Raw genomic sequence first — 25,908 nt, 5'->3', positions numbered from 1 at the left:
TATCTGGCTGACCGAGTTAGTTGTTTTTAGGGCTGCTGCGCAGCCCAGCGGGAGCAAGCTCCCTCGCCACAAAAGCGGTTCGAAAAATCAGAGCGAATAACAACCAACGCCTATGTTGCAGGGTTGCCCTGCAGCATAGAATCTCCCACATTGGGGCTTCAATTTTCATGAACAAGAGATCGAAGGCCTCAGTTTCAGCGATCAACTCTAGAACTCAGCCTACGGGCAATATGACGTAACCATGCCTCGCCCGTGCCCCATGCTATCCAGTAACTGTAATAACAACTCAGCTCCCTCAATAAATAAGCCCTCAATTCCGACTCATCTTTCCTCCGTTCAATTAGGTCGTTGAGTTCTTGTTGAATAGCCCTCAAATCATCAACATCAGACTCTGCCAGGAAGGCGTCGAGGACTTCCTCAGCCGTTCCATGTTCATCAGGCCAATCCTGGTGAAAATAAGCCCCAAAAAAATCATGTAATTCAGGAAATTCTGTACTCATACTTCCGGGAATCCTGTTAGCACAAAGTACCCCAAGGGTCTTCGTTCGTCTTTTTTCAAGACCAATAAAATTTTTGATGCCGGCAGATAGTCGGTACGGCCATTTAGCAAGCTGATGCCCACGGGATGGGTAAAAGTATGATTAATAGTCGTCTTATCTTTCTTACTAGCTAAGAATTTTTCAATTTTCTTTTCATTCGCCGCCAATGCCCTTGCTGCCGTCAACTCAGCAGTAGGCCGGTCAGGGAACGTGGAGGCCGCTGGGATATGTGGCTCCGCCTCTAACCTTTGGGCTAACTGTGCATCTGTTCTACCAATATGTTTTTCAATCAAATGTCCTCCTTGAGCCTCATGCGTAGCCAACCCTCCCCCCGGCACAATCTCGCTGAACGGCCCATCAGCCTCAATGTCGCCAGGACACTGACACGCCAACCCCAACGGATCCACCCACCCCGTCGGGTTCACCGTGTAGCGATACCCATTGAGCCCACCCGCCAATTTGCTCGGGTCAGGCGTCAGATAGCGGCCGGTTCCGGGATTGTAGTAGCGGTGGCGGTTGTAGTGCAGGCCGCTTTCCGGGTCGAAGTATTGGCCCTGGAAGCGCAGCGGTTGTTCCAGTTGTTCGCCGCCGCCGTGCTGGAGTTCGGTGAGTTGGCCGTAGCCGTTGTAGCGCGCCGACCAGACGATCTGGCCGGCGGGGTTGGTCAGTTCCTGGGGGGTGCCCAGGTGGTCGAGGTGGTAGTAGAACGGGCGGGCGTCGGGGCCTTCGCCGTCGAGCATCGCCAGTGGGCGGAAGGTGCCGGGTTCGTAGACGTAGCTGCGGTGGTGGCGCGGGCTGTTTTCGGCGACGACCTGGTCGCCCTGCCAGAAAAATTCCGTGGTCAGGCCGTCCACGGTCTTGCTGATGCGTCGGCCAAAGGCGTCGTAGCGGTAGGAGGTTTCACGCCCATCGGCCGTGGTGACGCCGATCAGGCGGTGCTGGCTGTCGTAGCGGTAGGCGCTGACCAGAGCCTGGCCGCGGCGTTCGCGGATCAGGTTGCCGAAGGCGTCGTAGTCGTAGTGGCGGTCGCCCTCTTTCAGCAGGCGGTTGCCCTTGAGGGTGGTCGGGCCGGGGCGGTCCTGCATCATCAGGTTGCCGGCCGGATCGTGGCAGAAGTGTTCCGGCGGTTCGCTGTGGGAAAAGTCGATGCGGGTCAGGCGATCCAGCGGGTCGTACTGGTAGCTGCGGCGGTTTCGGTTGTCGGAAAGGGTTTGCAGGTTGCCCTTGGCGCTGTAGGCATAATCGCGCCAGAACAGTTGCTGCTGTTGGCTCTGCCACACGGTCTGGGCCTTGAGGCGGCCCTGTTCGTCGTAGTCGTAGTCACTGAGCAGCCGGCCTTGCTGGCGTTGCCGTTCGCGACCGCCGACGAAGCGGTGTTCGGTCAGGCGCGAGCCGTTGAGGTCGATGGAGGTCAGTGCGCCACCTGGGGCATGGTGGTAGTCGAGCTGGCTGTCGTCCGGCAGGCGCAGGTGGTTGAGGCGTCCGCAAGCGTCGTAGCGATAACGCAGGGTGCCCCAGCCCTGGTGTTCGCAAACCAGCCGGTCCTGGGCGTCGTACTCAAAGGCCAGGGGATGATCGCTGCCGTCGTTGACGTGGACCAATCGGCCCAGCTCGTCGTAGCGGTATTCGATGGCCTGGCCGTCGGGCAAGGTCTTGACTCGCAGCCGCCCAGCCGCGTCACGCTGGTACTGGGTGAGCCGTTGCGAACCGTCCTCGCCGTGCTCGGTTTTCGCCAGCAGGTGGCCATTGAGGTCGTAGGCGTAGACGGTGCGTTGGCCGTCGAAGCCGACTTGCTGTCGGATCAAGCCGTTGGGCGTGTAGTCCAGCTGATATTTTTCGCCGGATTCGTTTTCGATTTCGGTCAGCAGCAACCGCGCCGAGTCGTAGCGGTATTTCAGCTCGCTACCGTCGGGATTCAGGCGACGGCTGACCAGGTGCAGGTCGTCGGCGTATTCGTAGCGGGTCAGACGGCCCTGTTCATCGCGCTCGGCGGTGATCTTGCCGTAGGCGTTGTAGCGCCAGGTCCGCGTGGTTCCGTTGGGCAAGGTCACCTGCAGCAGGCGGCCGACGGCGTCCCATTGGTAGTGCGTGAGCGCGCCATGTTCGTCCTGGCGGCTGAGCAAACGCCCCAGGGCGTCGTAGGAAAAACACCGGCGACTGCCGTCGGGCAGGATCTCTTCGGTCAGTTGGCCCAGGCGACTCCAGGTGAACCGATGTTCGCCGCCGTCCGGGTCATACGTCGCCAGCAGTTGCCCATGGGCGTCGTAGGCATATTCCGTGCGCCGGCCGTCCGGGTCGATAAGGACGATCACGTCCCCCCGGGCATTGCGCCGGTAGCGCCACACCGCCTGGCCGCGCGCACGGGTGTGCAGGAAACCGTTGCGGTATTCGTAGGACGTCGGCTCATCAACGGGTGGAATCAGCGCCAGCAGCCGACCGGCTTCGTCGTAGCGGTATTCGGTCACGGCGCCCAGCGGGTCCTGCTCGGCGATCAAGCGGCCTTGTTCGTCGTAGGCCTTGAGGTGCTCACCGCCGTCGGGCTCGACCTTGCGCACCAGCCGCGCCCGGTCATCGTGGACATACACCTCCTGGCTGCCGTCCAGGTGCTGGACCGTGACGCTGCCGTCCTCGCCCCAGGTGTAGCGGCTGTCCATTTGCGCAAACGAAGCCCAATGCCGTACGCAGCGCGCCGCCCGCCCGGCCCCTTGCCACTCCCAGTAGAAACTCGCCCCGCCGGCCAGTTGCCGTTGGAGGATGACGTGCTGGTCGTCGTAGTCGTAGCGTTCGCTTTCACCGGCGGCATTGGTCGCTTCGATCAGTCGGAAACGTCCGTCGTAGCGGTAGGACATCAGCGTCTGTTCGGTCCGCCAGGCTTCGTCGAGGGTGATGGCGGGATGGAAGCTCTGGTAGTCGACGGCGATCAGGTGGCGCTGCTCGTAACGCAGGCGCAGGGCGCGCCCGGCGCCGTTGTCCAGGCGGCTGATGTCGCCATGGATGTTGCGCTGTAGCGTCAGGCGGTTGTCGTAGCGGTCGCTGAGGGCGGTCAGGTGGCCGTCGCGAAAGTGCAGGAACGGGGCGTTTTCCCCGGGCTGGGCGACGATCAGTTCGTCCGGCTCGGCCCCCAGGTAGATGGCCGCGCGGGCCAGGCTGTTGTGAATGGCCGGACGCTGGGCGTTGGGCAGGGGAAACGTCGTGCGGCGGTTTTCCTGGTCGACCCAGGTGACCTGCTCGCCCTCAAGCTCCAAGCGATGGGCCAGGGCATGGCTCCAGCCGCGCCCGAGGCCGACATCCAGGTCAGCGGCGCTGGTGCGGTACAAACGGGTGAAAACAAACGGCAAGCGGCCATCGAGGGTGCCATCGTCGAGGGTCAGCAGTTCTTCGCCGGTGACCATCGACACCGGGCAGCCGCTGGTCTGGGTCTGGGCCGCGGTGTCGGCGCTGTCGCCGTTGGGGTTTTTCGACTGGGCGGGGGCGTCGTCGTGATGTTCGTGTTTTTTCAGCGTGGTGTTGCGCTGTGCATCCCAGCGCAGTTGCATCCTGCCCTTTTTCACGCCGGCCGCGATACCGCGTGCCGCCACGGTTTTGTAGCGGTCCACGTAGGTCATGAAGCCGTTGACCACCGCAAAGATCGCACCGATGAAACGCTGCAAGACGCCCAGCAGGCGCGCGCCCACATTCCCCAGGCGCATCGACAGATAAGCGATACCGGCACCCGCCCCGGTGAAGGTCAGGACGACACCAATCAACAGGTCGATCAACAACTGGACCGTCGCCCTCGACAAGGCTTCGGCCGTTTCGCCGGCAAGCTCACTGGGCGGCAACATATCCAACCAGAGGCTGGCGGTGCGCACCAACAGGCACAGTGCCGCTTCGTCGCTGGCCAACAGCTGCAGCTTGGCCATCACCCGCGGTGTTTTTTTCGCCAGGTCCTCCAACTGCCTGGCGCTTTCGCCCAACCGCTCAACAAACTGACCGGGATCCTTGAGGATGTCCGAGAGCAAGCTGATGCTGTCCCACGCACTTTCAATCGCCGCCCAACTGCCGGCGAGCAACCCGTTGCCCACCGACGCCGCCGAAGTCGACAACGATTGTTGAGCCCATCGCGGCTTGAAGCCCTGCCACTCACCGCGCAACCATTCCGTCAGATTGGTGGTCAAGCCATCGTAGGAAGAAAACAGATTCGCGATTTGCTTGGCGGACACCTCGCCCTGAACGTGAACACGATAGGATTTGCCCGCCTCCCCCATGAAGGTTCCCAGGCCGTGGGCATCCAGGGTGACCGGCGTGACCTCGCCGCTGACCACATCCACCACGTCCACCACAATGTCGCCCAGTGGGATGTCGTATACCGATTCGAACTTGCTTTCGATCGTCATCGGCCCGCCCTTAGGACACTGGACGACCGTGGAGAGGAAGTCATCGTCGCCGGTGCTGACAGCGGTGGTGCTGTCGCCAAAGCGGATCAACCGCTCCATGCCCATAAGCGAGGGCAAGTCGGCCATGTGGCTGGCTCGATCCGCCGCTCGGCTGTACCAGCGCTCGAGCTGCTCGCGATAGACCGAAAGGGTGTCTTTGAAGCTGTCGAGTTCCTGCTCGATTCGGCTCACCTGATCCATCAGGACAGGGCTCGCTCAAGGGCTGGCAGGAAAAAACGGTCGAACATGGGCAGACGTCTCGCAGCACTCAGGGAGCGCGAGACTTTGCCGGGGATGACAGGGGAATTAAGTCAGGGGGAGGAGACAGAGCCCGTAGGGCGATTCGCTAAATTCGTCTGACCTGCACAACGAATCGCCAGTGGATAACCCTAGAGATAGCGAGCTTCAAGTGATTTGAGCTTGATTTCGGCCAGCGGATGCCCGGCTTTCGCCGCCAAGGTCCACCAACGCGCCGCTTCAGCCGGGTCCGGCGCCTTGCTGGCTGTGCCGGCCAGGCTGATCACGCCAACCTGGTAGGCGGCCTTGCCATCACCGGCCAATGCCGCCAGCCGCAACAGGCGAATCCCTTCTTCCCGGGCGCCCAGCCCTTGGCCGCGAAACGTGAGGATATGCCCATAGAAGCTTTGCGCACCGACGTCGCCCAAGTTCGCCATGCGAGAGAACTGCCCCTCGAGCCAGGCCCAGCCACGCGGCTGACGGACGAACCAGGACCAGTGAAACAGCCGACGCGCCAACCAGTAACCGGCCCGCGCCTTGAGTCGCCAGAGCACTCAGGCCTCCGCCGACTCGGGGTACTCGTATTCAAATACCCGGACCACTTCCGAAGCGTGCCAGGAAGCAGCGGCGACGCCATCGGAAGGCCCGGAAAAGCGCCCCAGGCGTTCTACACACTCGAAGAACCCCGTGCGCGGCAACCGACTGGCGCCCTGGCTGATCACCAATGAACTGCGCAGCGGCTGTTCCGCCCGGGCGTCCAGCGCAGCCAGGTGTTCAAGGGCCGCAGTCAAGGTCTGCATGGCCGGACTGGGCAACTGCAGACGCTCCAGCAACGCGCGGTAGGTCAATAAATGCCGCTGGCGGCGCGCCTGGTCCAACTCACCCAACAACCCATCCCAATGCTGCCGACTGATGCGTACGCTCACGACTCTTCCCTCCAACCCGGCACCGTCAACTCCCAGGCCAGACTGCGCCGAATCGCGGCATCGGGCTGACGCTCGCCGCTCTCGATCAAGGCCAGATAAGACGGGCTGATACCTACCGTGCGGGCCAGCGCCTCGATGGCGATGCCCTTCCCTTCGCGTAAACTGCGTAATTGATCCAGGCCAGGGAGAACCTGGCCCGGTGCCGCCGCGTGACGGACTGTCGCTTCGCGCGGCGGAGCTTGATCGATGCCTGCTGCCTTCAACAACGACTGGTACTGATCCCACGGCAAAACCGCGTATTCGGGCTCTCCGTCACGTGTGATTATTTGAATATCCATGTCTACCCCGTAGGACAACAACACTTAGCGAGACAGCCTTTTTTCTTAGAAGTGTAATCCTAATACCGGCTAAGGTCGCGGGGCGATGAATTCTCTGGGGCAAGTGCTAGCGAATCAGGTTTTTTTCTGACCTTGGAGTTGAAGTTGTTCCGGGGTATCGGGAAGCCTTTCGACCTGGGCAAGCTTTTCGGGCGACTGCCGATAACGCCAGGCGCGGAAAGCCTCGAGTTCAACGTCGAGGGTTTTCATGACCCAGGCCAGCACGGCGATATCGTCGAACATGCCAAACATCGGCAAGATATCTGGAATCGCATCCAAGGGGCTGAGGAAATACATGAGCCCTGCCACCACCGACAGCATCGACTTGGCGCTGACAGCGCGGTATTCGCCCCGCCAGTAGGCCAGGCACAAGGCCTGCAACAGATGCAGGTCCTCCTTGAGTTTGCCCAGTCGTCCGCCCTCCCGGGCACCCTTGCTGGCGACGGCGAACAGCAACGTCGGCAATCGACCGCGGGCCAGCAGGCGGCCTGCCAAGGGCAGAAATCGCGCAAAATTCCACGGAGCCTTCATTTTTTCTCCGACTGAAATGTTATCCACACAAATTGTGGATAACCTTGTGAACAGAGCTGCATTTCACCGCTGAAGCCCCTGTTTCATAAGGGCCCGGCTTAGATCGGGCGTTTTTTACTCACATAAAAAAACCCAATATTTCATTGACTTGACCGGCGGACTGCGTCTACCACAGCGCCTGTATTGCCTATGACTATACCCTGCATCGTGCGTTCGGTTTTTTTGCCATTTTGCCGCAGCCCAGATGCGACAACGCCCCGCATGAGCGAGGCGTTGTCGTTATAGCAGACGCGATTACTTGGCTGCGTCTTCTTTTGCCGGATCCTTGATCGCCAGCAGTTCCAGGTCGAACACCAGGACCGAGTTGGCCGGAATTGCCGGGCTCGGGCTCTGGGCGCCATAGGCCAGGTCGCTCGGGATGTACAGCTTGTACTTCTCGCCGACGTGCATCAGTTGCAGGCCTTCGACCCAACCCGGGATCACGCCGCTGACCGGCAGGTCGATCGGGCTGCCACGTTCAACGGAGCTGTCGAACACAGTGCCGTTGGTCAGCTTGCCGGTGTAGTGAACAGTCACTACGTCGGTCGGCTTGGGCTGTGGACCGTCGGCTTTCTTGACCACTTCGTACTGCAGGCCGGAAGCGGTGGTGGTAACACCGGCTTTCTTGCCGTTTTCTTCGAGGAATTTCTTGCCGGCGGCTGCCGACTCTTCGCTCATCTTGGCCATGCGCTCTTCGGCACGCTTTTGCAGCGCGGCAAAGGCTTCGACCAGTTCTTCGTCTTTCAGCTTCTGTTCTTTCTTGCCGACGGCATCTTCGATGCCCTGGGCGACCGCTTTGGAGTCCAGGTCATCCATGCCTTCCTGAGCCAGGCTCTTGCCCATGTTCAGGCCAATACCGTAGGAAGCTTTCTGCGCCGGGGTCTTCAGCTCTACGCTGGTCTGCGAGTCGCAACCCGCGAGTACCAGGCCAACCAGGGCCACCGCCGCCGCCAACCGATGCTGTTTCATGCTATTTCCTTGTTCATGCGCCTAAAGGGCAATCGAATAAAGCCGCGAGCTTATCAGGCGGCCACGACCAATGGCTACCGGCATGTGAGCCACAAAGTCATGATAAGTTCAGGTCCGCAAACGCTTTTTAAGCCTGGACGAATGAAGCATCTGTCATCTGTTACGTACAGGGACAAATTGCCGCTCCCCTACAGGCCAGAGGTAATGGCCACTTGCCCGCCGCGCAGCACTGAGGCATAAGGGCTTATCAAAAAAACAAGGACGTTACCGTGCGCCTTCTCTCTCGCATCCTCTTGCTGCTCCTCGCGCTGCTGATCATTGTCGTGGCCGTGGTGCTTTATTACGTCGCCAATCCTCGCTTGCCGTTCTACACGCCCGTCGAACAGGTGAATTACCTGGACCAATGGAGTGCCGCCGAGCGCCAGACGTATTACTTCACACCCCAGGGCACCCAGGTCAAAGGCCTGCGCTACGACTGGTTCACCGCCCTCGAATTACCGTTTTCACAACAACGCTTCGCATCGCCCGAGTACCTGGCGCGCTTTGGGTTCCTGGTCGATCCGGCGCAGAAAGCCTCGTCGGCCAATCCCGGCAACTTGCCGGTAGGGTTTGCGCGGCACCAGAACCCGGGCAGCACCGAGCAGTTCCTGGATATCACTTGCGCGGCGTGCCATACCGGCGAATTGCGCTTCAAGGGCCAGGCAATACGGATCGACGGCGGCACGGCTCAGCACGTGCTGCCCTCCAGTGTTCCTACATTACGCGGTGGCAGTTTCGGACAAGCATTGGTCGCCAGTCTGGCGTCTACCTACTACAACCCTTGGAAATTCGAGCGCTTCGCCCGCAAAGTGCTGGGCAAGGACTACGAAGCCCGCCACGAGGAATTGCGCAAGGCCTTCAAGGCCTCCCTGGACACGTTCCTGCGGGTGGCCTGGAACGACACCCATCGTGGCCTCTACCCCACCGAAGAAGGGCCTGGCCGTACCGACGCCTTCGGTCGTATCGCCAATGCCAGCTTCGGCGACGCCATTTCGCCGCAAAACTACCGGGTGGCCAACGCCCCCGTGGATTACCCGCAGTTGTGGGACATATGGACATTCGACTGGGTGCAGTGGAACGGATCGGCCCAGCAACCGATGGCCCGCAACGTCGGTGAGGCGTTGGGGGTCGGCGCCACGCTGAATTTCTTCGACGCCCAAGGCAAACCGCTGCAGGGCGATGCGCGATACCCCTCCAGCGTGCGTGTGCGCGACTTGAACAAGATCGAAGAGACCCTGCAACTGCTCAAACCGCCTGTATGGCCGCAAGCGCTACTGGGCCCAATCGACAAACCGCTGGCCGCCAAGGGCCGGGCACTGTTTACCGAAAACTGCGTCGGCTGCCATGTACCCAAGGTGGTCCAAGGGCCCGACAGGCCGGTCCAGCAATTGCACATGCTGCCCGTGCAGGTGATCGGCACCGACCCGGGCACTGCCAATAACATCGCCGATCACCGCTTCGACCTGACCAGCCTGCAGTGGGATCCGGCCGAGCTGGCGAAGCTGGAAGTGCAACTGCACCCGACCCCAACAGAACCGCTGGACCTGAGTCAACTCTCGGTCGCCAAAGGCCTGGCCTACGTGACGGCATTCGTCGAAAACCGCGCTTACCGCGACGCCGGCGTCACCCCCGCCGAGCGCCCGGCGCTGGACGGTTTCGGCTTGCCCATCGGCGTACGTGAATTGCGCGCCTACAAAGCCCGGCCACTGGCGGGTGTCTGGGCCACGCCACCGTTCCTGCACAACGGCTCGGTGCCGACGATCTATCAACTGCTGTCCCCCCAGGATGAGCGCGCGACCACGTTCTATAAAGGCAACTTCGAATACGACCCGCGCCACCTGGGCTATCGCACCGAAGCCTTTACCAACGGTTTTCTCTTCGATACCCGCATTACCGGCAACCACAACAGCGGCCATGAATTCCGCGCGGGCGAGCGAGGCAATGGCGTCATTGGCCGCTTGCTGCAACCACAGGAACGCTGGGCCTTGCTGGAGTATTTAAAGGTGCTGGGCGGGCCATTGGAGTCGCAACTGTAATGATGAACCCCACAGGTAAAAGGAAGTTTCAATGTTGATCACGCTCTGGCTGCGCCTCGGTGCCTTTTTGGGCAAGACGCTCCTGTGGCTGCTGGGCATCGGGCTGCTCGGCTGGGCACTGTCCACGGCCTGGTTTGCCTGGCAACACAAGGGACCGGTCCCGGACAAGGAACAGGTGGCGCCCGGCGAAGCGGCCATGACCCAGGACATCATCCAGACCGCTATTCGCATCGTCGATCAGCACCGCGAAAGCACGCGTTATCTGCGCGATGCCCACGCCAAGGCCCACGGCTGTGTCATGGCCGAAGTCCAGGTACCGAGCGACCTGCCGGCACCATTGCGCCAAGGGGTATTCGCCGAGCCGGGGAAGGTCTGGCAGGCGACGATTCGCCTGTCCAACGGCAACGCCTATCCGCAGTTCGACAGCCTGCGCGATGCACGGGGGATGGCGATCAAGCTGACGAACGTACCGGGCAAGCAACTGCTCGCTGATCGGCAATCACAAGGTGAGCAGGATTTCGTGATGTTCAACCATCCGAACTTCTTTGTCAGTGATGTCGCCGAATATCGTCAGAATGTGGCGGCTCAGGCTGACGGGAAAAAGGCGATGGCCTTTTTTCCGAGCCTCGACCCGCGCAGTTGGCAGATTCGGCATTTATTCATCGCCCTGGCGACCCTCTCACCGCCACCGGCCAGTCCGACCCAGACCACTTACTTCTCGGTATCGCCCTATAAGTTCGGTGAGGCCAACGCCAAGTTTCGCGTCGCACCGGATCCGGACAGTTGCCCAAGCTACACCTTGCCGGCCCAGAACCAGGACCTGCCGAACTTCTTGCGTAGCGCATTGAACCAGCAGTTATCCACAGATCGGGTGCCGGCGTGTTTTGTCTTGCAGATCCAGCGCCAGGATCCGAGCAAGTACATGCCGATCGAAGACACCAGTATTGAATGGCAGGAAAGTGATGCGCCGTTCGAGACCGTGGCACGGATCAAGGTTCCGGCTCAGGATTTTGATACGCCCAAGCTGAACCTGGCTTGTGATAATCAGTCGTTCAATCCTTGGTTCGGCATTGAGGCGCATCGGCCTATTGGTGGGATCAATCGCTTGCGTAAAGCGGTGTATGAGGCGGTCAGCGACTACCGTCACAGCCGTAACGCCGAGCAATAGAGGCAGGCAAATGCCAGACAGCAAAAAGCCCGCTCAATGAGCGGGCTTTTTGTTGGTACCTGGCGTTCAGCATTCCAGATAACCGAATATGGCGCAGCGGACGGGACTCGAACCCGCGACCCCCGGCGTGACAGGCCGGTATTCTAACCGACTGAACTACCGCTGCGCGTAACACTGAAAGTTTGGTGGGTGATGACGGGATCGAACCGCCGACATTCTGCTTGTAAGGCAGACGCTCTCCCAGCTGAGCTAATCACCCTTCACTTTCGATGCGGGGCGCATTCTCTCACAGTTTTTCTTAACGTGCTGATTTAATTAGCAAATTCAGCAAAAAAACATGAGCAACGCACACCACAGGAACTGCAAACAGCAAAAAGCCCGCGTGAGCGGGCTTTCCGTGGTGACCTGGCGTTCAGTGTTCCAGGTAACCGAATATGGCGCAGCGGACGGGACTCGAACCCGCGACCCCCGGCGTGACAGGCCGGTATTCTAACCGACTGAACTACCGCTGCGCGTAACACGTTGAACGAATGGTGGGTGATGACGGGATCGAACCGCCGACATTCTGCTTGTAAGGCAGACGCTCTCCCAGCTGAGCTAATCACCCTTCGCTTTCGGTGTGGCGCGCATTCTACGGAGCACTCTTTAAGCTGGCAAGCACTTTTTAAATTAATTTTTTCAGGCCTTCCAAAGGCTTAGCGAAGGGTTGGCCTATGGCGCCGCGAAGAGAATAATGCCCCCCTTTGTATAAAGGAGAGACTCACCCCATGTGGTTCAAAAACCTGCTTATCTATCGCCTGACCCAAGATCTGCCTTTTGATGCCGAGGCGTTGGAAACTGCACTGGCCACCAAACTGGCGCGTCCATGTGCAAGCCAGGAGTTGACCACTTACGGTTTCGTCGCGCCGTTTGGCAAAGGCGAAGACGCGCCATTGGTGCATGTCAGCCAGGATTTCCTGCTGATCGCCGCGCGCAAGGAAGAACGCATCCTGCCTGGCAGCGTCGTGCGTGATGCCTTGAAGGAAAAGGTCGAAGAGATCGAAGCCGAGCAAATGCGCAAGGTCTATAAAAAGGAACGGGACCAGCTCAAGGATGAAATCATCCAGGCGTTCCTGCCGCGCGCGTTCATCCGTCGCTCGTCCACCTTCGCCGCCATCGCGCCGAAACAGGGCCTGATCCTGGTGAACTCCGCCAGCCCGAAACGCGCCGAAGACCTGCTGTCTACCCTGCGCGAAGTGATCGGCTCGCTGCCGGTACGTCCACTGACGGTAAAAATGGCCCCGACTGCCACCATGACCGACTGGGTCAAGACCCAGAAAGCCGCGGACGATTTCTTCGTGCTCGATGAATGCGAACTGCGCGACACCCACGAAGACGGCGGCATCGTGCGCTGCAAGCGCCAGGACCTGACCAGCGACGAAATCCAGCTGCACTTGAACACCGGCAAGGTCGTCACGCAACTGTCCCTGGCGTGGCAGGACAAGCTGTCCTTCGTGCTCGACGACAAGATGGTGGTCAAGCGCCTGAAATTCGAAGACCTGCTGCAGGACCAGGCGGAACAGGACGGAGGCGACGAAGCCCTTGGCCAACTGGACGCCAGTTTCACGCTGATGATGTTGACGTTCGGCGAGTTCCTGCCGGCGCTGGTTGAAGCCTTGGGTGGGGAAGAGATTCCGCAAGGTATCTAAAACCCGCCCCCTGTGGGAGCGAGCTTGCTCGCTCCCACATTAGTATTCGGTGTTCTTAATAATAAGGATCAGGTCATGCGCGCATTGGCTGCATTGAGTCGCTTTGTCGGCAATACCTTCGCTTACTGGGTACTGTTTTTCGCAGTGGTGGCGTTTCTGCAGCCGGTCTGGTTCATCGGTCTAAAAAGCGCCATCGTGCCGCTGCTGGGCCTGGTGATGTTCGGCATGGGCCTGACCCTCAAGCTCGAAGACTTCGCCGAAGTCGCACGCCATCCCTGGCGCGTGGCCCTCGGCGTGGTCGCGCATTTCGTGATCATGCCCGGTGTGGCCTGGTTGCTCTGCCAGGTGTTCCACCTGCCACCGGAAATCGCCGTCGGCGTGATTCTGGTGGGCTGCTGCCCAAGCGGCACCTCGTCGAATGTCATGACCTGGCTGGCCCGTGGCGACCTGGCCCTGTCGGTGGCCATCGCCGCCGTCACCACCCTGCTCGCGCCGCTGCTGACCCCGGCGCTGATCTGGCTGCTGGCCTCGGCCTGGCTGCCGGTATCGTTCATGGAGCTGTTCTGGTCGATCCTGCAAGTGGTGCTGCTGCCTATCGTGTTGGGCGTGGTGGCGCAACGGCTGCTGGGGGACAAGGTCCGTCATGCCGTGGAAGTATTGCCATTGGTGTCGGTGGTGAGCATCGTCATCATCGTCACTGCGGTGGTGGCCGCCAGCCAGGCAAAAATTGCCGAGTCGGGCCTGTTGATCATGGCCGTGGTGATGCTGCACAACAGCTTCGGCTTTTTGCTGGGTTACTTCACCGGGCATCTGTTCAAGCTGCCGCTGGCCCAGCGTAAATCCCTGGCGCTGGAAGTCGGCATGCAGAACTCCGGCCTGGGCGCGGCGTTGGCCAGCGCGCACTTTTCGCCACTGGCGGCGGTACCCAGCGCGCTGTTCAGCGTCTGGCACAACATTTCCGGGGCTCTGCTCTCGACGTACTTCCGGCGCATGAGCGAAAAACAGGACCGTGAACTACAGGCCCGTCCAGCGGCGGACTGAAGGAGAATCTTGACCGACTCGTCAGCATTGGGCACTCTTGCGCCCAATGCGGGGACGACCCCGCAACGCTAGAGCGTTCGTTATCCGGGGACGACCCCATCCATCGATGAGGTGTGTGATGTCCTGGATCATTCTGTTTTTTGCCGGCCTGTTCGAAGTCGGCTGGGCTGTCGGCCTGAAATACACCGACGGTTTCAGCCGCCCTCTCCCCACTGCACTGACAATCGCCGCCATGGCGATCAGCCTCGGCCTGCTCGGCCTTGCAATGAAGGAACTGCCGCTGGGCACGGCCTATGCGATCTGGACCGGGGTCGGTGCCGTGGGCACGGTGATCGCCGGGATCATTCTGTTCGGTGAGTCGATGGCGCTGGTTCGGTTGGCCAGTGTGGCGTTGATCGTTGCGGGGTTGATCGGGCTCAAGGTCAGCGCTTGAATTAATTGTGGGAGCACGCTCGCTCCCACAGTTTTTTCGCCCTAGCGGACGGTGCCGCGCAAGTCTCCCACCAACGCCTGTAAACTCGAAGGCGTTGCCGCCTCTACCGCGACCGCCGAACCCGCCACCAACGTCACCCGCGACCAGAACCGGCGGAACATGCCCTTGCTCGGATCGCGACTGAAAAAACTGCCCCACAAGCCCTGCAGCGCCAGGGGAATCACCGGCACCGGAGTTTCCTGGAGGATGCGCGTCAGCCCGCTCTTGAACTCATTGATCTCACCGTCAGCCGTCAGTTTTCCTTCCGGGAAGATGCACACCAGCTCACCGTCCTTCAGGTATTGCGCGATTCGGCTGAAGGCCTTTTCGTAGATATGGATGTCTTCCTGACGCCCGGCAATCGGAATCGTCCCAGCGGTACGGAAGATGAAATTCAGCACTGGCAAGTTGTAGATCTTGTAGTACATCACGAAGCGAATCGGCCGACGTACCGCGCCGCCAATCAGCAAGGCATCGACGAAGGAGACGTGGTTGCACACCAACAGCGCAGCCCCTTCATCCGGTATCGCCTCCAGGTTGCGGTGCTCCACGCGGTACATGGAATGGCTCAGCAGCCAGATCATGAAACGCATGCTGAACTCGGGGACGATCTTGAAGATGTAGGCGTTGACGCCGATGTTCAGCAACGACACCACCAGGAACAACTGCGGGATCGACAACTTGGCCAGGCTCAGCAAGACGATGGAGACAATCGCCGAAACCACCATGAACAAGGCGTTGAGAATGTTGTTGGCAGCGATCACTCGCGCCCGTTCGTTTTCGACGGTGCGCGACTGGATCAAGGCGTACAGCGGCACGATGTAGAAACCACCGAAGACACCCAGGCCAAGGATGTCGATCAATACCAGCCAGGCGTGACCGAAACCGAGTACTTCAAGCCAACCATGGCCATCGACGCTGTCGGGGATTCCACCGGAATGCCACCACAACAGCAGGCCGAACACCGTCAGCCCGAACGAGCCGAACGGCACCAGGCCGATCTCGACTTTGCGCCCGGAAAGCTTTTCGCAGAGCATCGAACCCAAGGCGATCCCTACCGAGAACACCGTCAGGATCAAGGTCACCACGGTTTCGTCACCGTGCATCCACTCCTTGGCATAGGCGGGGATCTGCGTCAGGTAGATCGCACCGACGAACCAGAACCAGGAGTTGCCGACAATCGAACGGGACACTGCCGGGGTTTGCCCCAACCCCAGTTTCAGGGTGGCCCAGGATTGGCTGAAGATGTTCCAGTTCAGGCGCATCTGTGGCGAGGCCGCGGCCGCGCGCGGAATGCCGCGGCTGGCCAGGTAACCGAGCACGGCAACGCCGATGATCGCGGTGGACACTACGGGTGCGTAATGCGCCGAGGACATCATGATCCCGGCGCCTATGGTGCCGGCCAGGATCGCCAGGAAGGTGCCCATTTCCACCAGGCCATTGCCGCCGACCAACTCTTCCTCACGCAAGGCCTGGGGCAGGATCGAGTACTTCACCGGGCCGAACAACGCCGAATGCGTGCCCATGGCGAATAACGCCACCAGCATCAGCGATAAGTGATCGAACAGAAACCCTACTGCACCCACCGCCATGATGACGATTTCGCCGAGCTTGATCAGGCGAATCAACGCGTCCTTGGCGAATTTTTCCCCGAACTGCCCCGCCAGCGCCGAGAACAGAAAGAACGGCAGGATAAACAGCAGCGCGCAGAGGTTGACCCAAATCGAGCGGTCCCCCTCGATGGTCAATTTGTAGAGGATGGCGAGGATCAGCGACTGCTTGAAAATGTTGTCGTTGAACGCGCCCAAGGACTGCGTGATGAAGAACGGCAGGAAACGCCGCGTGCGAAGCAAGGTGAACTGCGAAGGGTGACTCATCTTCCATGTTCCTACAGTGGCGTGGACGCTTATTGGAATGAACGCTTTTCGATCCAGGCCACACATTACCTGTCTTTAGCGATTATTTCGCCAGCCCTGCAATGCAGGGCGACACAAACAACTCACCGTGCCAGGCGCCCTGCACCGTACGCCGTCCGACGATCAGCCACATCACCACCAGCATCACCACCAGCACAGCCCCGAACACGCTGAAAAAACCCAGGCTCAGCAGCTCCGAAAGCTTCAACGTGGTCAACGCGTACACGCCCAGGGGAAAGGTAAAGCCCCACCAGCCGAGGTTGAAGGGAATGCCTGCGCGCAAGTAGCGCACGGTGATCAGCAGCGCCATCAACATCCACCACAACCCCAGCCCCCACAGCGTGATACCAGCTATCAGGCCCAACCCGGCGGCGATTTCGCCCACGCCGGACAGGCCATTGGCGGCAAAAATCAGTGGGGCATCGTTGCCCAGCAGCAACATGCCCAGGGCGCCAGTGCCGATCGGGCCGAGGGCCAGCCAGCTCGAGGCGGCCATGTTTTCGTGAGGCAGTTTGTGCAGCGCCATGCGCAACAGCAAAATCGTCAGGATGCTGAACGCCACCGGCAGGGAAAAGGCCCAGAGCACGTAGCTGGTCACCAGCATGACCAGTTGCCCATGAGCGTCGGCCAGATGCGGTGCCATCAGCCCGCCACTGGCCGCCGCGACTTCGGCGGCCACCACCGGCAAGAGCCACACGGCGGTCATCTGGTCGATGCGGTGTTCCTGGCGGGTGAACATCAAGAATGGGATCAGCACACCACAGGCCAGCGACATGGCCACGTCGATCCACCATAACGCTTCGGCCAACGGCACCACACCGTTGCCCCAGCGCGGCAGCCCGAATACCAAAAAGCCGTTGATGATGGTCGCCAGCCCCATGGGAATGGTGCCGAAGAACATCGAAACCGTGGAGTGGCCGAAGATCCGCCGCGCCTCGTCGAAGAACAACAGCCAACGAGCCGTGTACAAGCCGGCGAACACCACGAACAACAGGATGTTGAACAACCACAACCCTTCACCGAGTAAGCGCAGGCCCGGTACGTTTCCGGGCCATTGCGCCAAAGCCAACGCCAGCACACCGGTGCCCATCACCACGGCAAACCAGTTAGGCGTGAATTGGCGAACAGCCTCCAGCGGCCCGGGCAAATGGCTCAATGGACGCAAGCGGTTTTTTGCAGCGCAGCATGTCATGGCGAACTCCTGTCCTCGGATGAGGGTGGAGCCATGCTAGAGCCGGATCAAATATCTATATAACGGGTAATTTCTCTATCTGTTATCGGTTTCACAGATAACTATCAGACACTGCCCTCGGTCTCGATCACCAGGATTCTCGCTTCGCCCAACGGTTTGGCCACATGCTCGGTGCCCACCGATGCGTAGAAAATGTCCCCTATAGCCAGCAGGACCTCTTTTTCGACGCCGTCTTCCCGATAGCACATCCGCACTTGCCCATCGAGCACCACAAAGACTTCCTCGCCGTCATTGACGTGCCATTTATACGGTTGATCGGTCCAGTGCAGGCGCGTGGTGATGCCATTCATGTTGGCGATATCCAGCGCCGCCCAGGCGCGGTCCCCGGTGAAGGATTTGCTGCGGATAATTTTCAAAGCGATCGACCGAAAGAAATGCAGAGGCGTCCAGGCTAGCGCAAAACCGCCAAGGCGGCGCCTGCATTCAACACTTTCAAGGTCGAACCCCGTCTCCCAGTGGTTTTACAGATTGACGCAACAGCCCTAGCAAGGCGCCTGTCGACAACACGATCAGCACCGCGCCATAGCCATCGGTGGTCGGAATCAACCCGAATACCCGGGTCAGGTTCCCGGCCAACAGCGATGGAAGACTGAAGGCCAGGTAACTGAGGACATAGAACGCCGACATCAAGCCGGCCCGCTCGTGGGGCAAGGCCAGCGGCATGATGCTGCGCAGTGCCCCCAGGAACCCGGCGCCGAAACCACTGCCAGTGACCAATGTGCCGACAAAGAACAACGGCAAGCTGGCGCCGTGCACCGCGAGCAACACCAGCGCCAGGCCAATCACCAACAGGCTGGCGGCCAGACGCAGCATCTTGTCTGCCCCCTGGTTGCGCAGCGTATAAATGGACAGCGCGCCGGTAAGCGTCAACACCGCCACCAGCGCGCCGCCAATCAGGTTGGACGTCGATCCCGTCGCGGCCCGCACCAGCGAAGGTGCCAGGGACAGATAAAAGCCGCCCACCGCCCAGGCCGCCAGGTTCAGCGACAGGATCAACCACAAGGCGCGCCGCGCCTGGATTGGCACATGCAAGGTCGGACGCAGTGACTGCCAGGCGCCAGGCTGCGGACTGACGCTCTCCGCCAGGCGCCAGATATAAACAGCCTGGAGCAGGAACAACCCGAGCAGGATCCAGTACGTCAGTTGCAAAGGCCGCGGCGCGAATTCCGCCAGCAGGCCGCAACCGAGCGCCCCGCACGCCATGCCCAACAGCGGTGCGACACTGGTGATCAATGGGCCTTGGCGACGGTCGAAATCCAGCAAGGCAGCCCCCAGCACGCTGGTGGCCATGCCGGTGGCAAATCCCTGGATCAATCGGGCACTGATCAACCAGGCAACGTTGTCGGCGCTGATGAACAGCAGCATCGCCAGCATATTGAGCAACAGCGCCACGAAAATCACCGGTTTGCGGCCCAAGTAATCCGACAACGAACCCACCGTCAGCAAAGCCGCCAGCAGACTGAAGGCGTACACACCGAAAATCAGCGTCAGGACGGCCGGGGAAAATTGCAATTGTTCCTGGTAGAGGTGGTACAACGGCGTCGGCGCACTGGACGCGGCGAGAAAACCGAGCAAGGTGAGCGCCAGGAATATCAGGCTGGCGCGGGTCGAAGCTGGACGGGACATGGGCACGCTCCACAGGAATACTCGCAAAAGCTAATTTTTTGCTTTTGCGGAGTGTGCTACCCGCATGCGCTTAAAGCAAATTCTTTGTGTTAAGGTCTGACGCATGGCGATTAAAGAAGGTTTACGCCCAGGCGGTAGAAGCGCCCGGGTCCAAGAGTCGATTCATTCGGCGGTCCGCGACCTGCTGCAAGAGCAGGACCGCGCGACCCTGACCGTGCCGCAAATCGCTGCGCGCGCTGGCGTGACGCCGTCCACCATCTACCGGCGCTGGGGTGATCTGCCGGCGCTGCTGGCCGACGTCGCCATCGCTCGTTTGCGCCCCGACAGCGACCCCGCCAACACCGGCAGCCTGCGCGGCGACCTGCTCGCCTGGGCCGAACAGTACCTGGACGAAATGAGTTCCGAGCCCGGTCGCAACATGATGCGCGACATCCAGGCCTGCGCCACTGCGGGGTATTGCGTGGGGATCATCAGCCGTCAGTTGCAGATCATTCTGGATCGCTATCCCGATGAGCCCAATCCAGGCGTCGAACGGCTGATCAATGTGATCGTGGCGCCGACGGTGTTTCGCATCCTCTTTGCTAGCGCGCCGCTGGGGGTCGAGGAGTTGCATCGGTTGGTGGATATTGCGTTGAGTCAGTAAGACCGCATTCGCGAGCAAGCCCGCTCCCACATCGGGCCCTGGGCGAACATAGATTTTGCGTTGGCAGCAGATCAAATGTGGGAGCGTGCTTGCTCGCGATGAGGCCGGCAACCGCCCTGCATAACCCAAGAATCCCTCCACCTGCGACACCCCACCACGCCTCGACCTTGGTCGACACTGACGAACCCGAGCGGGCATGCGAGACTGTCCTGCCGGGCTCAAGTCCCGGTGTCTTCGTTGGGGAGTTTCCATGTCGTTGTCCAGCGGGCTGATCGCCGTTGTCGCCCTGGCCTATATGGCCATCATGTTCGCCATCGCCTTCTACGGCGACCGGCGCAGCACGCCGCTGCCGCCACGGGTGCGCGCCTGGGTCTACAGCCTGTCGCTGGCGGTGTACTGCACCAGTTGGACGTTCTTCGGTGCCGTGGGCCAGGCTGCCGAGCAGCTTTGGTCGTTCCTGCCGATCTACCTCGGGCCGATCCTGCTGCTGGTACTGGCGCCGTGGGTTCTGCAGAAAATGGTGATGATCAGCAAACAGGAGAACATCACCTCCATCGCCGACTTCATCGCCGCTCGCTACGGCAAGTCCCAATCCCTGGCAGTGGTGGTCGCACTGATCTGCCTGGTGGGCGTGTTGCCGTACATCGCCTTGCAGCTCAAGGGCATCGTGCTCGGGGTGAACCTGTTGATCGGTGCCGGCGCCGATGCCATGGGCACCCGCGCCCAGGACACCGCGCTGATCGTCTCGCTGATCCTGGCGCTGTTTACCATCGTATTCGGTACGCGCAACCTGGACGCGACCGAACACCACCGTGGCATGGTGCTGGCGATTGCCTTCGAATCCCTGGTCAAGCTGTTCGCCTTCCTGGCGGTAGGTGCATTCGTGACGTACGGCCTGTACGACGGCTTCGACGACCTGTTCAACCAGGCCATGCTCGCCCCACGGCTGGAGCAATACTGGAAAGAAACCATCAACTGGCCGTCCATGGTGGTGCAGACCGGGGTGGCGATGATGGCGATCATCTGTTTGCCGCGGCAGTTTCACGTGACCGTGGTGGAGAACATCGAGCCCCAGGATTTGCGCCTGGCCAAGTGGGTATTCCCCGCCTACCTGGCCCTGGCCGCGCTGTTCGTGGTGCCCATCGCCCTCGCCGGGCAAATGATGCTGCCCAGTTCGGTACTGCCGGATTCGTTCGTCATCAGCCTGCCACTGGCCCAGGCCCACCCGGCCCTGGCGGTGCTGGCCTTCATTGGCGGTGCCTCGGCGGCTACCGGCATGGTGATCGTGGCCAGCGTGGCGTTGTCCACCATGGTTTCCAACGACATGTTGTTACCGTGGCTGCTGCGCCGCAACAACGCCGAGCGGCCCTTCGAAGTGTTCCGCCAGTGGATGCTCTCGGTGCGGCGGGTGAGCATCGTCGTGATCCTGCTGCTGGCCTACGTCAGCTACCGGCTGCTGGGTTCGACGGCGAGCCTGGCGACTATCGGCCAGATCGCCTTCGCCGCCGTGACCCAACTGGCCCCGGCCATGCTCGGCGCGCTGTACTGGAAACAGGCGAACCGCCGCGGTGTGTTCGCCGGCCTCGCCATGGGGATTTTCCTGTGGTTCTACACCCTGGTGTTGCCGATCGCCGCTCACAGCCTTGGTTGGTCGCTCACTAGCTTCCCCGGCCTGGCCTGGTTGCACGGCAATCCCTTGAACCTGCCGATTACCCCTCTGACTCAAGGGGTGGTCCTGTCCCTGGCCGGTAACTTCACGCTGTTTGCCTGGGTGTCCGTGCTGTCGCGCACACGCGTGTCGGAACACTGGCAGGCCGGACGTTTCATCGGCCAGGAAATCAGCGCCCGCCCCAACCCCCGCTCAATGCTGGCGGTGCACATCGAAGACCTGTTGCAGCTGGCCGCGCGCTTCGTCGGCGAGGAACGGGCGCGGCAGAGTTTCATTCGCTTTGCCTACCGCCAGGGCAAAGGCTTCAACCCGACCCAGAATGCCGACAGCGAATGGATCGCCCACACCGAACGCCTGCTGGCCGGTGTACTCGGGGCCTCTTCGACAAGGGCTGTGGTAAAGGCCGCCATTGAAGGTCGGGAGATGCAGCTCGAAGACGTCGTCCGGATCGCGGACGAAGCCTCGGAAGTGCTGCAGTTCAACCGCGCGCTGTTGCAAGGCGCCATCGAGAACATCAGCCAGGGCATCAGCGTGGTCGACCAGTCCCTCAGGCTGGTAGCCTGGAATCGTCGCTACCTGGAACTGTTCAAGTATCCGGACGGCTTGATCAGTGTTGGCCGGCCCATTGCCGATATCATCCGCTACAACGCCGAACGTGGCCTCTGTGGCCCAGGCGAAGCCGAAGTACACGTTGCCCGACGCCTGCACTGGATGCGCCAGGGCCGCGCCCATACCTCTGAACGACTGTTTCCCAACGGTCGGGTAATCGAGCTGATCGGCAACCCGATGCCCGGTGGCGGTTTCGTCATGAGTTTCACCGACATCACCGCCTTCCGTGAGGCCGCACAAGCGCTGACCGAAGCCAACGAGGGGTTGGAGCAACGGGTGGCCGAACGCACCCGAGAATTGTCACAGCTGAACCTGGCCCTGACCGAAGCCAAGAGCACCGCCGAAGCGGCCTATCAATCCAAGACCCGGTTCCTGGCGGCGGTCAGCCACGACCTGATGCAACCGCTCAACGCCGCGCGACTGTTCTCTGCCGCGCTGTCGCACCAGCACGAAGGCTTGCCGGAGGAAGCCCGACAACTGGTGCATCACCTGGACAGCTCACTGCGTTCGGCCGAAGACCTGATCACCGACCTGCTGGACATCTCCCGCCTGGAAAACGGCAAGATCAACCCCGAGCGCAAGCCATTCGTCCTCAACGAACTGTTCGATACCCTTGGCGCCGAGTTCACCGCGCTGGCCCAGGAACAAGGCCTGAAATTCAGGGTGCGCGGTTCGCGGTTACGGGTCGACAGTGACATCAAGTTGCTGCGCCGGGTTTTGCAGAACTTCCTGACCAATGCCTTCCGCTACGCCAAGGGGCCGGTGCTGCTGGGCGTGCGACGGCGCAATGGGGAGTTGTGCCTGGAAGTCTGGGACCGTGGACCAGGCATCGCCGAAGACAAACAGCAGGTCATCTTCGAGGAATTCAAACGCCTGGACAGCCACCAGACCCGCGCCGAAAAAGGCCTCGGCCTGGGCCTGGCGATCGCCGACGGGTTGTGCCGCGTGCTCGGCCATACCTTGCGCGTGCGTTCCTGGCCGGGGCGCGGCAGTGTGTTCAGCGTCAGCGTACCGCTGGCCAGCACCCAGGCCGTCGCCCCCAACCCGGTGGCCGAACTCAACGGTCACTTACCCAGCGGCGCGCAGGTGCTGTGTGTCGATAACGAAGACAGCATCCTGATCGGCATGGACAGCCTGCTGACCCGTTGGGGTTGCCAGGTCTGGACCGCGCGCAACCGGGAAGAGTGCGAGCGCTGGCTTGCCCAGGGCGGACGACCGCAACTGGCCTTGGTGGACTTTCACCTGGACGACGGCGAGACCGGCACCGAGCTGATGGCCTGGCTGCGCACACGCATGGGCGAACCGATCCCGGGCGTGGTGATCAGCGCCGACGGCCGGCCCGAAATGATTGCCCAGGTGCATGCGGCGGGCCTGGATTACCTGGCCAAACCGGTGAAGCCGGCGGCACTGCGGGCGTTGTTGAGTCGGCATTTGCCGTTGTAGGCACTGGAACTCCCCAACTGGGCACGGAACCTGTGGCGAGGGGATTCATCCCCGCTGGGTTGCGCAGCAACCCCTTTTTGTGAGTGCTGCGCACTCAAGCGGGAGCAAGCTCCCTCGCCACAGGGGTTTGCATCAAGCTTATGGGTTTCATTAATCCTGGGTTTTTACCGTTTCTTCAGGCAACTCAGGCAGCCCATCCGCATCGGTCATCGCCCGTTCGAGCAAATCGGCGGGCAAACTCTTGCTCGCCCGGGCACCGAGGAGCTTGAGCTGTTCACTGCGACTGATCAGGTTGCCGCGTCCTTCGGTCAGCTTGTTGCGCGCTGCGCTGTAGGCCTTGTCCAGTTGCTGCAGGCGACTGCCGATCTCGTCCAGGTCCTGGATGAACAGCACGAATTTGTCATACAGCCACCCCGCTCGCTCGGCGATTTCCCGAGCGTTCTGGCTCTGGCGTTCCTGCTTCCACAAGCTGTCGATCACCCGCAATGTCGCCAGCAGCGTGGTCGGGCTGACAATCACGATATTGCGATCGAAGGCTTCCTGGAACAGGTTCGGCTCGGCTTGCAGGGCGGCGGAAAACGCCGCTTCGATCGGCACGAACAGCAACACGAAATCCAGGCTGTGCAGACCGTCCAGGCGTTTGTAGTCCTTGCCGGCCAAGCCTTTGACGTGGGCGCGCAACGACGCCACATGTTGCTTGAGGGCATGTTGGCCAATGGCGTCGTCCTCGGCGGCCACGTACTGCTGATAGGCCGTGAGGCTGACCTTGGAATCGACCACCACTTGCTTGTCGCCGGGCAGGTAAATCAACACGTCTGGTTGGAAACGCTCGCCGTCCGGGCCCTTGAGGCTGACTTGGGTCTGATATTCACGGCCCTTCTCCAGGCCGGCATGTTCGAGTACCCGCTCCAGGATCAACTCGCCCCAGTTACCCTGGGTTTTCTGGCCTTTGAGGGCACGGGTGAGGTTGGTGGCTTCATCGCTCAGGCGCAGGTTCAACTGCTGCAGCCGCTCCAGCTCCTTGCCCAGGGAGAAACGTTCCCGGGCCTCGGCCTGATAACTTTCTTCGACACGTTTTTCGAAGGACTGGATGCGCTCCTTCAGCGGATCGAGCAACTGGCCCAGGCGCTGTTGGCTGGTTTCGGCGAAACGCTGCTCACGCTCATCGAAGATTTTTCCGGCGAGCTCGGCGAACTGTGCCCGCAACTCGTCGCGCGAACCTTGCAGATCATCCAGACGTTGCTGATGGCTTTCCTGCTGCTCGCGCAGTTCGGCATGCAACGACGCCGCCTGGGCATCGAGCCGCCGCAGTTCCGCTTCCTTGTTGGCGCGCTCAAGGTTCCAGGCGTGGGCCGCATCCCGGGCGTTGTCGCGCTCGATCTGCAACAACTCCACTTCACGACAGGCTGCGGCAAGCTCGGCTTGCTTGGCGGCGTTCGCCTGGCTCAGGTCGCTGATCTCATCGCGGCAGGCATCAAGCTGGGCATTGAGGCCGTCGTGGGCCATGTGTGCGGTGGCCAGGCGCTCTTCCAGCAGGGCCTGTTCGGTCTGCGCGGCGGCGGCCTGGCGTTGCAGGTGCCAGGCCAGTGCCAGCAACGGCACCGCAGCGCCCGCCAGGCCAAACAACAGGCTGGTCAAATCCATAGCCATGACAATTCCTGCCGATCAAATAAAGCCCGAAGGTTAACCAAGCGGCCCGGGGTTGCCCAGCTCGGTCTTCGTTTTCAGCCTTCGATTTCACCGAGGGCTCGGCGGGCTCGATCATCGCCGGCACGCGCAGCCTGGCGCAGCAGGTCCTGGCCGATGCGGCGATCCCGGGCGTTGCCGCATTCACGGCACATCAATTGTCCGAGGCGACTTTGCGCGGCCACCACGCCTTCACGGGCCGGTTGCTTGAGTAACCGGCCGGCCAAGTGCTTGACGCTGGGGCTATCTCCCAGTCGCGGGCTGTCGAGCAGCCACTCAGCCACCCGCATCGAAATACGCTTGGGTGGGGTAACACCCGGGGGTGTGGAGGTAACAGGATTTGATACGGAGCGAAACTTCATAAAACACTGTGGGATAGATCGGAAGGCGCGCCACTCTACTCCTTTTTTCGTACGGGTAAAGCCGAAAAAAACCGGCACGCCCGTGCTAGAGCAAGCGCTTGGGACAATCCACAGAAGCTGTGGATAACTCAGTGGACAACCCCCCCTGAACTCGCGCAAAGCCCTATGGAACGGGGCCTGCGCTCAAACTGACGATTTTTTCACCAGTAAAAAAAAGCGATGTTT

At 60.9% G+C, this 25,908-nt stretch carries 20 protein-coding genes and 4 tRNA genes; 7 read left to right on the top strand and 17 right to left on the bottom strand.

The features are described from left to right. Positions 1-194: 194 nt before the first annotated feature. The 7 genes from TK06_RS28785 to TK06_RS28755 all read right to left on the bottom strand — a co-directional run bounded on the left by TK06_RS28785 (position 195) and on the right by TK06_RS28755 (position 8,033). Positions 195-500 (bottom strand): contact-dependent growth inhibition system immunity protein, encoded by a 306-nt coding sequence (locus TK06_RS28785; protein WP_063324789.1) that lies wholly within the window; start codon positions 498-500, stop codon positions 195-197. Further along, the gene (locus TK06_RS28780) at positions 497-5,155 is read right to left on the bottom strand and encodes an RHS repeat protein (RefSeq protein WP_063324788.1); all 4,659 of its coding nucleotides are present in this window, start codon (positions 5,153-5,155) and stop codon (positions 497-499) included. Before TK06_RS28780 ends, TK06_RS28785 begins: the two co-directional genes overlap by 4 nt. 188 nt (positions 5,156-5,343) lie before the next feature. Further along, the gene (locus tag TK06_RS28775; protein WP_063324787.1) at positions 5,344-5,745 is read right to left on the bottom strand and encodes a sel1 repeat family protein; all 402 of its coding nucleotides are present in this window, start codon (positions 5,743-5,745) and stop codon (positions 5,344-5,346) included. Continuing rightward, positions 5,746-6,117 (bottom strand): hypothetical protein, encoded by a 372-nt coding sequence (locus TK06_RS28770; protein ID WP_003179080.1) that lies wholly within the window; start codon positions 6,115-6,117, stop codon positions 5,746-5,748. Continuing rightward, a complete protein-coding gene (locus TK06_RS28765) occupies positions 6,114-6,455 on the bottom strand; it encodes a helix-turn-helix domain-containing protein (protein WP_003204574.1) in 342 nt (113 codons plus the stop codon). Before TK06_RS28765 ends, TK06_RS28770 begins: the two co-directional genes overlap by 4 nt. 114 nt (positions 6,456-6,569) lie before the next feature. Further along, complete coding sequence (locus tag TK06_RS28760) at positions 6,570-7,025, bottom strand: YkvA family protein (protein ID WP_063324786.1); 456 nt, start codon at positions 7,023-7,025, stop codon at positions 6,570-6,572. 294 nt (positions 7,026-7,319) lie between these two features. Further along, positions 7,320-8,033, bottom strand: a complete 714-nt coding sequence (locus TK06_RS28755) for an FKBP-type peptidyl-prolyl cis-trans isomerase (RefSeq protein WP_003204577.1) — start codon at positions 8,031-8,033, stop codon at positions 7,320-7,322. Positions 8,034-8,302: 269 nt separating this feature from the next. On the opposite strand from TK06_RS28755, the gene TK06_RS28750 reads away from it, so the two are divergent. Both TK06_RS28750 and TK06_RS28745 read left to right on the top strand, forming a co-directional pair. Further along, positions 8,303-10,108 carry a di-heme-cytochrome C peroxidase gene (locus TK06_RS28750; protein WP_063324785.1) on the top strand — a complete coding sequence of 602 codons (1,806 nt, stop codon included), beginning with the start codon at positions 8,303-8,305 and terminating at the stop codon, positions 10,106-10,108. A gap of 31 nt (positions 10,109-10,139) precedes the next feature. Further along, positions 10,140-11,276, top strand: coding sequence for a catalase family protein (locus TK06_RS28745; RefSeq protein WP_063324784.1), 1,137 nt, complete (start codon positions 10,140-10,142; stop codon positions 11,274-11,276). A gap of 89 nt (positions 11,277-11,365) precedes the next feature. Here TK06_RS28745 and TK06_RS28740 read toward each other — a convergent pair. From TK06_RS28740 to TK06_RS28725, 4 genes are all read right to left on the bottom strand, one after another. Beyond that, positions 11,366-11,442: transfer RNA gene (locus TK06_RS28740), tRNA-Asp, on the bottom strand. 17 nt (positions 11,443-11,459) lie between these two features. Beyond that, positions 11,460-11,535 (bottom strand) — tRNA-Val (locus TK06_RS28735). A gap of 176 nt (positions 11,536-11,711) precedes the next feature. Further along, positions 11,712-11,788: transfer RNA gene (locus TK06_RS28730), tRNA-Asp, on the bottom strand. Positions 11,789-11,807: 19 nt separating this feature from the next. Further along, positions 11,808-11,883 (bottom strand) — tRNA-Val (locus tag TK06_RS28725). Between the two features lie 160 nt (positions 11,884-12,043). On the opposite strand from TK06_RS28725, the gene rdgC reads away from it, so the two are divergent. The 3 genes from rdgC (at position 12,044) to sugE (ending at position 14,438) form a co-directional block, all read left to right on the top strand. Further along, the gene (gene rdgC / locus TK06_RS28720; protein ID WP_063324783.1) at positions 12,044-12,964 is read left to right on the top strand and encodes a recombination-associated protein RdgC; all 921 of its coding nucleotides are present in this window, start codon (positions 12,044-12,046) and stop codon (positions 12,962-12,964) included. 75 nt (positions 12,965-13,039) lie between these two features. After that, on the top strand, positions 13,040-14,005 hold the full coding sequence (locus TK06_RS28715; protein ID WP_063324782.1) for a bile acid:sodium symporter family protein: 966 nt from the start codon (positions 13,040-13,042) through the stop codon (positions 14,003-14,005). A 118-nt stretch (positions 14,006-14,123) separates the two neighbouring features. Further along, on the top strand, positions 14,124-14,438 hold the full coding sequence (gene sugE / locus TK06_RS28710) for a quaternary ammonium compound efflux SMR transporter SugE (protein ID WP_003204587.1): 315 nt from the start codon (positions 14,124-14,126) through the stop codon (positions 14,436-14,438). A gap of 41 nt (positions 14,439-14,479) precedes the next feature. On the opposite strand, the gene TK06_RS28705 is transcribed toward sugE, so the two are convergent. The 4 genes from TK06_RS28705 to TK06_RS28690 form a co-directional block, all read right to left on the bottom strand. Then, entirely contained in the window at positions 14,480-16,354 is a 1,875-nt protein-coding gene (locus TK06_RS28705) for an MFS transporter (RefSeq protein WP_063324781.1), read from the bottom strand. Positions 16,355-16,436: 82 nt separating this feature from the next. After that, the gene (locus TK06_RS28700) at positions 16,437-17,585 is read right to left on the bottom strand and encodes a TDT family transporter (RefSeq protein ID WP_063324780.1); all 1,149 of its coding nucleotides are present in this window, start codon (positions 17,583-17,585) and stop codon (positions 16,437-16,439) included. A gap of 104 nt (positions 17,586-17,689) precedes the next feature. Further along, entirely contained in the window at positions 17,690-18,001 is a 312-nt protein-coding gene (locus TK06_RS28695; RefSeq protein WP_063324779.1) for a hypothetical protein, read from the bottom strand. 76 nt (positions 18,002-18,077) lie between these two features. Further along, on the bottom strand, positions 18,078-19,271 hold the full coding sequence (locus TK06_RS28690; RefSeq protein WP_063324778.1) for an MFS transporter: 1,194 nt from the start codon (positions 19,269-19,271) through the stop codon (positions 18,078-18,080). A gap of 103 nt (positions 19,272-19,374) precedes the next feature. Between TK06_RS28690 and TK06_RS28685 the strand changes: the two genes are divergently transcribed. Both TK06_RS28685 and TK06_RS28680 read left to right on the top strand, forming a co-directional pair. Beyond that, positions 19,375-19,914: a TetR/AcrR family transcriptional regulator gene (locus TK06_RS28685; protein ID WP_063324777.1), complete on the top strand. Its 540-nt coding sequence runs from the start codon at positions 19,375-19,377 to the stop codon at positions 19,912-19,914. A gap of 250 nt (positions 19,915-20,164) precedes the next feature. Beyond that, positions 20,165-23,635, top strand: coding sequence for a hybrid sensor histidine kinase/response regulator (locus tag TK06_RS28680; RefSeq protein ID WP_063324776.1), 3,471 nt, complete (start codon positions 20,165-20,167; stop codon positions 23,633-23,635). A 150-nt stretch (positions 23,636-23,785) separates the two neighbouring features. Here the strand turns inward: TK06_RS28680 and rmuC are convergent, their stop codons facing one another. Further along, on the bottom strand, positions 23,786-25,171 hold the full coding sequence (rmuC, locus tag TK06_RS28675; protein WP_161951764.1) for a DNA recombination protein RmuC: 1,386 nt from the start codon (positions 25,169-25,171) through the stop codon (positions 23,786-23,788). Between the two features lie 188 nt (positions 25,172-25,359). After that, positions 25,360-25,683 carry a sel1 repeat family protein gene (locus TK06_RS28670; RefSeq protein ID WP_072348674.1) on the bottom strand — a complete coding sequence of 108 codons (324 nt, stop codon included), beginning with the start codon at positions 25,681-25,683 and terminating at the stop codon, positions 25,360-25,362. Positions 25,684-25,908 lie beyond the last annotated feature (225 nt).

Origin of the sequence: Pseudomonas fluorescens (assembly GCF_001623525.1) — a bacterium.
GTDB classification, from domain to species: Bacteria; Pseudomonadota; Gammaproteobacteria; order Pseudomonadales; family Pseudomonadaceae; genus Aquipseudomonas; species Aquipseudomonas fluorescens_Q.
This window is presented reverse-complemented; position numbering and strand designations above follow the sequence as displayed.

Excerpts from the sequence above, each read along its gene's own strand:
- TK06_RS28785 (WP_063324789.1), bottom strand. The coding sequence starts at position 500 with ATGAGTACAGAATTTCCTGAATTACATGATTTTTTTGGGGCTTATTTT.
- TK06_RS28780 (WP_063324788.1), bottom strand. The coding sequence starts at position 5,155 with ATGGATCAGGTGAGCCGAATCGAGCAGGAACTCGACAGCTTCAAAGAC.
- TK06_RS28765 (WP_003204574.1), bottom strand. The coding sequence starts at position 6,455 with ATGGATATTCAAATAATCACACGTGACGGAGAGCCCGAATACGCGGTT.
- TK06_RS28760 (WP_063324786.1), bottom strand. The coding sequence starts at position 7,025 with ATGAAGGCTCCGTGGAATTTTGCGCGATTTCTGCCCTTGGCAGGCCGC.
- TK06_RS28755 (WP_003204577.1), bottom strand. The coding sequence starts at position 8,033 with ATGAAACAGCATCGGTTGGCGGCGGCGGTGGCCCTGGTTGGCCTGGTA.
- TK06_RS28745 (WP_063324784.1), top strand. The coding sequence starts at position 10,140 with ATGTTGATCACGCTCTGGCTGCGCCTCGGTGCCTTTTTGGGCAAGACG.
- rdgC (WP_063324783.1), top strand. The coding sequence starts at position 12,044 with ATGTGGTTCAAAAACCTGCTTATCTATCGCCTGACCCAAGATCTGCCT.
- TK06_RS28715 (WP_063324782.1), top strand. The coding sequence starts at position 13,040 with ATGCGCGCATTGGCTGCATTGAGTCGCTTTGTCGGCAATACCTTCGCT.
- sugE (WP_003204587.1), top strand. The coding sequence starts at position 14,124 with ATGTCCTGGATCATTCTGTTTTTTGCCGGCCTGTTCGAAGTCGGCTGG.
- TK06_RS28705 (WP_063324781.1), bottom strand. The coding sequence starts at position 16,354 with ATGAGTCACCCTTCGCAGTTCACCTTGCTTCGCACGCGGCGTTTCCTG.
- TK06_RS28700 (WP_063324780.1), bottom strand. The coding sequence starts at position 17,585 with ATGACATGCTGCGCTGCAAAAAACCGCTTGCGTCCATTGAGCCATTTG.
- TK06_RS28690 (WP_063324778.1), bottom strand. The coding sequence starts at position 19,271 with ATGTCCCGTCCAGCTTCGACCCGCGCCAGCCTGATATTCCTGGCGCTC.
- TK06_RS28685 (WP_063324777.1), top strand. The coding sequence starts at position 19,375 with ATGGCGATTAAAGAAGGTTTACGCCCAGGCGGTAGAAGCGCCCGGGTC.
- TK06_RS28680 (WP_063324776.1), top strand. The coding sequence starts at position 20,165 with ATGTCGTTGTCCAGCGGGCTGATCGCCGTTGTCGCCCTGGCCTATATG.
- TK06_RS28670 (WP_072348674.1), bottom strand. The coding sequence starts at position 25,683 with ATGAAGTTTCGCTCCGTATCAAATCCTGTTACCTCCACACCCCCGGGT.